This window comes from Streptomyces nanshensis, from assembly GCF_001751255.1.
Classification (GTDB): domain Bacteria; phylum Actinomycetota; class Actinomycetes; order Streptomycetales; family Streptomycetaceae; genus Streptomyces; species Streptomyces nanshensis_A.
The window spans coordinates 1-6,452 of sequence record NZ_LJGW01000678.1 but is presented as its reverse complement, the minus strand read 5'-3'; the positions used below and the strand labels follow the sequence as shown (position 1 = coordinate 6,452).

Annotated in this window: 7 protein-coding genes; 3 read left to right on the top strand and 4 right to left on the bottom strand. The window is 73.3% G+C overall.

Annotated elements, in window-relative coordinates; translation table 11 throughout:
* Positions 1–123: 123 nt before the first annotated feature.
* Positions 124–360 (bottom strand): DUF6480 family protein, encoded by a 237-nt coding sequence (locus AN218_RS31565; protein WP_070020449.1) that lies wholly within the window; start codon positions 358–360, stop codon positions 124–126.
* Between the two features lie 100 nt (positions 361–460).
* Entirely contained in the window at positions 461–1,126 is a 666-nt protein-coding gene (locus AN218_RS31560; protein WP_070020448.1) for an alpha-ketoglutarate-dependent dioxygenase AlkB family protein, read from the bottom strand.
* Positions 1,127–1,351: 225 nt separating this feature from the next.
* Here AN218_RS31560 and AN218_RS31555 point away from each other — a divergent pair, with 225 nt between their 5' ends.
* Positions 1,352–1,618, top strand: a complete 267-nt coding sequence (locus AN218_RS31555; RefSeq protein WP_070020447.1) for a GlsB/YeaQ/YmgE family stress response membrane protein — start codon at positions 1,352–1,354, stop codon at positions 1,616–1,618.
* Positions 1,619–1,905: 287 nt separating this feature from the next.
* Positions 1,906–2,961 carry a phosphatidylinositol-specific phospholipase C domain-containing protein gene (locus AN218_RS31550; protein ID WP_070020446.1) on the top strand — a complete coding sequence of 352 codons (1,056 nt, stop codon included), beginning with the start codon at positions 1,906–1,908 and terminating at the stop codon, positions 2,959–2,961.
* Positions 2,962–3,055: 94 nt separating this feature from the next.
* On the opposite strand, the gene AN218_RS31545 is transcribed toward AN218_RS31550, so the two are convergent.
* Together AN218_RS31545 and AN218_RS31540 are read right to left on the bottom strand one after the other, a co-directional pair.
* A complete protein-coding gene (locus tag AN218_RS31545) occupies positions 3,056–4,591 on the bottom strand; it encodes an ATP-dependent DNA ligase (protein ID WP_070020445.1) in 1,536 nt (511 codons plus the stop codon).
* A gap of 70 nt (positions 4,592–4,661) precedes the next feature.
* Positions 4,662–5,006 carry a DUF3140 domain-containing protein gene (locus AN218_RS31540; protein ID WP_070020444.1) on the bottom strand — a complete coding sequence of 115 codons (345 nt, stop codon included), beginning with the start codon at positions 5,004–5,006 and terminating at the stop codon, positions 4,662–4,664.
* Between the two features lie 290 nt (positions 5,007–5,296).
* On the opposite strand from AN218_RS31540, the gene AN218_RS31535 reads away from it, so the two are divergent.
* A partial coding sequence (locus tag AN218_RS31535) for a polyprenyl synthetase family protein (protein WP_070020443.1) occupies positions 5,297–6,452 on the top strand: 1,156 nt, incomplete at its 3' end.

Below are 6,452 nucleotides of genomic sequence, written 5' to 3'. Positions count from 1 at the left end.
CGACAGGCGAAACCCCTTCCGGCCTGTGCGCGCACGGCCTCGCCTGTGTGCGGGGTGTTCCGGTATGCGGCAGGCGTACGGCTGAACGGGCCCTGGCCCAGGGCCGGTTGAGCCCGTCCCGCCTCAGAGTTCGATCGCCCACGCCAGGAAGTAGACGAGGAAGACGGCGACGATCACGGCCAGCACGATCACCGGCGCCTTCGACCAGCCCTTCGCCGGGTTGTGCCGCTCGTCGGGGCCCGCTCCGGCCGTGCTGTCCTCGCCCGGCGGCGTCTCGCCCGGAGGGACCTGGCCGCCGGGTTCGAGTCCGGGGACGTGCCCGGGGTCGTCCGGGTCCGGGTCGGGGTGCTTCTCGCTCATGGCGCCCGGGTTGGCAGCGGGGGAGGACTTATACATGCGCCGCCCGTGTCCGTGTCCGTGCTCGTGCCTGCGTCGGTCTGCGTACGTGCGCGGGCCCCGGTCAGTCGTCCGTCAGGCCCGTGACGCGGAGCGTGAGGTTCAGCCGGCCCGAGGCCATGCCCGTCGCCGGGTCGCCCGTGCCCGGGAAGACCTTCGTCACGCCGTGGTAGGCGAAGCGGGACGGTCCGCCGAAGACGAACAGGTCGCCCGAGTTCAGCTCGATGTCGGTGTACGGCTTGCCGCGCGAGGCGGTGTTGCCGAAGCGGAAGACGCAGGTGTCGCCGACGCTCAGCGAGACGACGGGTGCGGAGGAGCGCTCGTCCTTGTCCTGGTGCATGCCCATGCGGGCGTCGCCGTCGTAGAAGTTGACCAGTGCCGTGTCCGGTGCGTACCGGTGTGCCTCCGCCGACTCCTCGCCGTACGCGCACCGCAGCGCCCGGCGCCCGAGATCGGCCAGCCACCCCGGGAAGGGCGCCACGCGGCGCCCGTTCACGTCGTCGGCGGTGCGGCTGTAGCGGTACGGCCGCCAGTGCCAGCCCAGGCACACCGTGCGTACCGACATCACACCGCCCCGCGGCAGCCGTGTGTGCCGCATCGGTACGGGACCGGACGCCCACTCGCGGCACGCCTCGACCAGGCGGCGCTGCTCGCCGGACGGGAGCCAGCCGGGCAGATGCACCGCGCCGGGTGCCGGGCGGGAGGGCTCGGCCGGGATGAGCGCGTCCATCGGCGGTCGGCCTCCTCTCACGCTCTCTCGCGTCCCGTACGTCCCCGCAGGTGTGCTCCCGGGCTCCGGCCAGTGTCGCAGGACGGGAGGCGGCGGCCCGGCGGGAATCGGACGCGGTCCGCCGACCCCGAGCGCACCGCGCCGCAGGCGGGCGGGCGGTTCCGCCGAGTGCGGGGCCCCTGAGCGGGCAGAAGGAGAGAACACCAAGACCGACAAGGGGAGATCATGGAGATCTCAGGCATCGTCAGCGCCATCGTGATCGGGGTCGTCATCGGCGTGCTCGGGCGGCTCATCGTGCCCGGACGTCAGCGCGTCGGCATTCTCCTGACGATCGGCGTCGGCATCGTGGCCGCCCTCATAGGCTCCGCGATCGCCACGTACTTCGGAGTGGCCGACACCAAGGGAGTCGACTGGATCGAGTGGCTGATCCAGCTCGCGCTGGCGGCGCTCGGCGTCTCCGCGCTCGACCGCTCCAAGCGCCGCCGACGCTGAGCGGCGCCCGCCGGCGGACACCGTCCGGCAGCCGGGCGCGCAGCGAACCGGCCACGTTCCAGGGCCCCTTGACCGCGCAGACGGGACGGCACGGCCGTCCCGTACCGCGGCGGGGGCCCTCCTGCGTCCCCGGCCGCCGTACGGACCGCGTGCCGGAATGTCCGCCCGACTGCGCTCTTGAACTGGCTCTTGAACTGCGCACTTTCGGCGGAACCCGTACCGGCCCCGCATGAACCGCTCTACGCTGATGTCCACTTGGACCCCCCACACCCCCAAGGACTCGGCTCATGAGCAGATCCCGCCTGGCCGTCGCCATATCGACGGCTCTTCTGGCCGGTGCGGCCTCCGCGTTCGCCTTCTCCCCGGCGGCGCAGGCAGGCCCCGGCGAATCCGCGGCGGCGTCCTACGGCGACACCACCGGCGTCGGCGTGCACAACGCCTACGAGAAGGACAAGTACGAGTACTTCGCGGACGCCCTCGACTCGGGCGCCTCCCTCCTCGAACTCGACGTGTGGACCAACGTCGTCGGTAAGGGCTGGCGCGTCTCCCACGGCAACCCCACGGGCAACGACAACAACTGCGAGAACGCCGCGTCCGCCGAGGAGTTGCGCAGCAACGAGCGCGACCAGAGCCTCGACGGCTGCCTCGCCGACATGCGCGCCTGGCACGACGCCCATCCCGGGCACCCGCCCGTGCTCATCAAGGTCGAGATGAAGGACGGCTTCTACGACAAGGCCGACCGCGGCCCCGACGAACTCGACGCCCTGCTGGGCGAGAAGCTCGGCGACGCGCTCTTCCGGCCCTCGGACGTCACCGGGGACAAGGCCACCCTCGACGAGGCCGTCGGCAGCACCGGCTGGCCCGAACGCACGGCCATGGAGGGCAAGTTCCTCATCGAGCTGATCCCCGGCACCCTCGAGGAGAGCAACCCCGCCGACGACCTGTGGACGGACGAGGAGTACGCCACCCACCTCAAGGACCTCGCCGCCAAGGGCGCGCTGGGCGAGGCCGGGGCCTTCCCCGCCGTGCACGGCGCCGAGAAGGGCGACCCGCGCACCGAGCGCTACGACGAGGAACTGCGGCCCTGGTTGGTGGTGTTCGACGGCGACGCCTCCACCTTCACCGGCGAGGACGGCATCGACACCGCCTGGTACCAGGAGCACGGCTATCTCACGGTCATGACCGACGCCCACAAGGTCGCCCCGGAGATCGACGGCACCGAGCCGAGCGAGCAGGAGGCGACCGACCGCGTGAAGCAACTCGCCGCCGACCACGCCAGTTTCGCCACCGCCGACTGGTACCCGCTGCCGAAGGTCCTCTCGACGGTGCTGCCGCGCGGCTGAACCGGCCCTGTGGGGGCGGGAGTCGAGCGCAGGAGCCGAACTGTCCGTACGGCGACGGGAGTCGGGGCCCGCGCGGTCCCGGCTCCCGCCCGCGCTACCGGCGGAGCGCGAGCACGTCCTCGACCGTGTCCGCCTCGGACGCGCTCTTGTCGGGCCGGTAGCGCACCACCCGCGCGAAGCGCAGCGTCACTCCCGCCGGATAGCGCGTCGAGCGCTGCAGCCCGTCCACCGCGATCTCCACGACCAGTTCGGGCCGTACGGTCACACCCCACGGATGCTCACGCTCCGCCAGCTCCCCCAGCCGCTCCGTCTGCCAGGCGAGGAGTTCGTCCGTGAGGCCCTTGAAGGTCTTGCCGAGCATCGCGAACGATCCGTCCGAACGCCGCGCTCCCAGATGGAGGTTGGACAGCCGCCCCGTACGCCGCCCGTGCCCCCACTCGGCGGCCAGCACCACCAGGTCCAGCGTGAAGACGGGCTTGACCTTCAGCCAGGACGCACCGCGGCGGCCCGCGCTGTAGGCCGCGTCCAGCGCCTTGACCATGACGCCCTCGTGCCCCGTCTCCAGCACACGCCGCGCGAACTCCTCGGCCGCGCCCCGCCCTTCGTCCGTCTCCGGGTCCGTGACCACCAGCCGCCGCACCCGCAGGGACTCCGGCACCACCCGCGCCAGCTCCTCGTGCCGCTGCGCCGTTCCCAGGTCCGCCACGTCCCGTCCGTCCACCGACAGCACGTCGAAGAAGCGCACCGTGACCGGCAGCGTCAGCCGCGCCGCCGGGACGTCCGCGTGCGACCCCACGCGCTGCGAGACCTCCTGGAAGGCGCGCGGCCGGCCCTGCTCGTCCAGGGCGAGCACCTCCCCGTCCAGTACGGCCTGGTGCGCCGCCAACGAGGCGGCGACGTCGGCGAGTTCGGGCAGCCGGGCGGTGATGTCGTCCAGGGTCCGGGTGTAGATCCCCACACTGTCGCCGTCCTTGTGCACCTGCACCCGGATGCCGTCCAGCTTCTCCTCGACCGCGCACGGGCCGAGCCGGTCCACTGCCTCCAGCACGCTCTTCGCGCTCTGCGCCAGCATCGGCAGCACCGGACGGCCCGTACGCAGCCGGAACTCCTCCAGCGCCGACGGCCCCCGCTCCAGCAGCGCGCTGGCGACCGCGCCCAGCGAACCCCCGTACATCACCGCGCGCCGCACCCGGTCCGACGGCAGCGAGACCGCCTCCGCGAGGCCCTCCACGGCGAACGCGTCCAGCGCGCCCTGCCGCAACTCGCCCGTCAGCAGCCGGAAGAGGAAGTCCTGCTCCTCCTCCGTGGCCGCCGAGAACAGCGCGCCCAGCAGCCGCTTGCGCTCCGCCTGCGCGCCCTTGCCCCGTACGGCGGCGATCTCCTCCAGCGCCGCGTCCACCTCGGCGATGGTCAACTGCGGTTCGGGGGAGGGCGGATGGGAGGCGGAGAGCGTACGGAAGCCGACTCCGGTACGGCGCTGCGGCAGCCGTCCCGCCAGATACGTCACGACGACGGGCACGTCGGCCGGGGTGGCGCTGCGGAAGAGCTCCGCGAGCAGCGCCACCTTCTCCTTGCGCCCGGAGACCGTCGTGATCTCCCGCGACGTCCGGGCGATGTCCGCCAGCAGCATGGCTCCATCCTCGCTCCGCCGCCCCTGCCCGGCACCCCCTCGGCCACGTCCCGGGTGTGGCGGCCAGCCGTCAACTCTGCGGGTCGTGGCCCCAGTTCATGAGGTCGAAGCGCCAGTCGGTGTTGCTCACATCGCCCCGCGGACGGTGCTTGAGCTGGCGGTCGATGTGGTGCACGACCTTGCGCATATGGACCAGGTCGTCCGCGGTGAACTCCGAGCGGGGCGTGCGCAGCAGCCGCAGCACACGCCGTCCCGCCGCGTGGCTGTGGCTCTCGCCGAGACCCTTGTGCCGGCCCACTTCACGTGAGTCCTCCGTCTCCAGCCAGCGCTCCAACTGGCCCGCGGGCATGGTCACGGCCTTCGCGAAGTCCGCGAAGAGCTCCTCGCGCCGGGTTTCCTGCTTCATGTCGCTCATCGGACACGGCCCCTCTCACGTGCGGACCGCCGCGACCGGCGGTACTTCCGCGGCATCGCCTGCCGCCGGCCGGCCGGGGGCGTCCTCCCACGTGCCGGGTGCCCCCTGAGCTGCGGCGGATGCCCGTGACCTGGCATGCCTCCCGACTCCGGCGCACGCCGCCGTACGGCCCCGGCGCGAGATGCAGGAGGACGGCGGCGCTGAAAAACTGCCCGCAGATCTTCCTTCACCGTCCGTGAGCGCGGAGGCGTACGCGCGCCGCCGGGCCGACCTTCCGGGAAGGAGCCGCCATGCCGCGCCGGCCCAGCGCCCGCGTACCCGAAGGGAACCAGGACGTACGGGACGTCCGCACCCTCGGCATCGACCCGGACCACGACACGGCCGCCGCCATCGACGCCCTGCTCACCCGGCACATCTCCGCCCGCCGGGAGGAGGCCGCCCGCAGCAGCGGCCGGTTCGCCGAGGACGTCGTCGGGCTGCTCGCCGACGTCGCCCTGCGCGGCGGCCGACGCACCCGCCCCGCGTTCCTGTGGTGGGGCTGGCGCGGCTGCGGCGGCGAGGCACGCGGCGCCGCAGCCGACGCGGTGCTGAAGGTCGCCACCGCGCTGGAGCTGATCCAGGCGTGCGCCCTCATCCACGACGACCTGATGGACGGCTCGCTGCTGCGCCGCGGCGCCCCCTCCGTGCACGTCGCCTTCGCCGACCGGCACCGCGCGGCCGGACTCCGCGGCGACGCCGAGACGTTCGGGGTCTCCGCCGCGATCCTCGCCGGCGACCTCGCCCTGGTGTGGGCCGAGGACCTCTTCGAGAACGCCGGGCTGGAGAGCAGGGCGCGCCGCGCCGTCGGCCCGGCCTGGCAGGCGATGCGCACCGAGACCATCGCCGGCCAGTACCTCGACCTGTACGGACAGGGAACCGGCATCGACTCCCCGGAGGAGTCCCTGCGGATCGCCTACCTCAAGAGCGGCCTGTACACCGTCGAGCGGCCCCTCCATCTCGGCGCGGCCATGGCGGGCGCCGACCCCGGACTGATCGCGGCGCTGCGCAGAGCGGGACGCAGCGCGGGCGTCGCCTTCCAGCTCCGCGACGACCTCCTCGGCGTCTTCGGGGGGCCCGCCCGTACGGGAAAGCCCGCCGGCGACGACATCCGCGACGGCGCCTCCACCTATCTGATGGCCATCGCGCTCCAGCGGGCGCGCGCCCACGGACGGCACGACGCGGAGGAGCGGCTGCGCGCCGCGCTCGGCGACGCGGAGCTGCCCGCGGACGAACTCGCCCGGATCCGGGAGCTGTTGACGGGACTCGGCGCCGTCGCCGCCGTCGAGGCACGCATCGGACGGCTCACCGCCTCCGCGCTCACCGCGCTCGACCAGGCACGGCTGGAACCGCCCGCCGGGCAGCGGCTCAGCGCCCTCGTACGGGACGTCGCGGCACCCCGGCCGGGCT